This is a genomic window from Microbispora sp. H10670 (assembly GCF_014161385.1).
GTDB lineage: Bacteria > Actinomycetota > Actinomycetes > Streptosporangiales > Streptosporangiaceae > Microbispora > Microbispora triticiradicis.
Map to the genome: position 1 here is coordinate 1 of NZ_JABBWW010000094.1, position 891 is coordinate 891.

General features: G+C 68.5%; 1 protein-coding gene. It reads left to right on the forward strand.

Annotated elements, in window-relative coordinates; translation table 11 throughout:
* Positions 1-69 precede the first annotated feature (69 nt).
* Positions 70-884, forward strand: a protein-coding gene (locus HHX33_RS34695; protein WP_396786380.1) for an IS5 family transposase whose coding sequence is annotated in 2 segments (ribosomal slippage) — positions 70-424 and positions 424-884 — 816 coding nt in all. Because the reading frame shifts where the segments join, the coding sequence is not laid out codon by codon here.
* Positions 885-891: the final 7 nt, after the last annotated feature.

Sequence of the window (891 nt, forward strand, 5' to 3'; positions counted from 1 at the left end):
AGAGCACCTAACAGAATGATCTCCGTTGTGGTTTGATCTCTCGCTGTAGTCGGGCGAGAGGAGTCACGGGTGGCGCGGCTGAAGCCGTGGGAGGTCAGCGATGAGTTATGGGCGGTCGTCGAGCCGTTGCTGCCCAAGCACCAGCGACGGAGCCGCTACCCGGGGCGTAAGCGGCTGGATGACCGCTTGGTCCTGCAGGGCATCTTGTTCGTCCTGCACACCGGGATCGCCTGGGAGCACCTGCCGCAGGAACTGGGCTACGGCTCGGGCATGACCTGCTGGCGACGGCTGGCCGAGTGGCAACGGGCAGGGGTCTGGCAACGCCTGCACGAGGTGTTGCTTGATCGCCTGCGCGCCGCCGACGCGCTCGACTTCTCCCGCGCTGTCGTGGACTCCTCCCACGTCAGAGCGCTAAAAGGGGGGCGCAGACCGGCCCGAGCCCGGTCGACAGAGGCCGTCCGGGCAGCAAGCACCACCTGATCACCGACGCCACCGGCATCCCGCTCGCGTTCACCCTGACGGGCGGCAACCGCAACGACGTCACCCAGCTCGTGCCGCTGCTGGAGGCCGTCCCACCGGTGCGCGGCAAGCGCGGCCGGCCCCGCCGACGCCCTGACGTCGTCCTGGGTGACCGCGGCTACGACCACGACAAGTACCGCAAGCTCGTCCGGGCGCTGGGCGTGCGCCCGCAGATCGCCCGACGAGGCACCGAGCACGGCTCCGGCCTGGGCAAACAACGCTGGGTCGTCGAGCAGGCCATCGCACTACTGCACAGCTTCCGCAGGCTACGCATCCGCTGGGAAGTGCGCGAGGACATCCACCGCGCCTTCCTCAGCATCGGCTGCGCCCTGATCTGCTGGCGCCGACTCAGCTCATTGTGTTAGGCGCTCT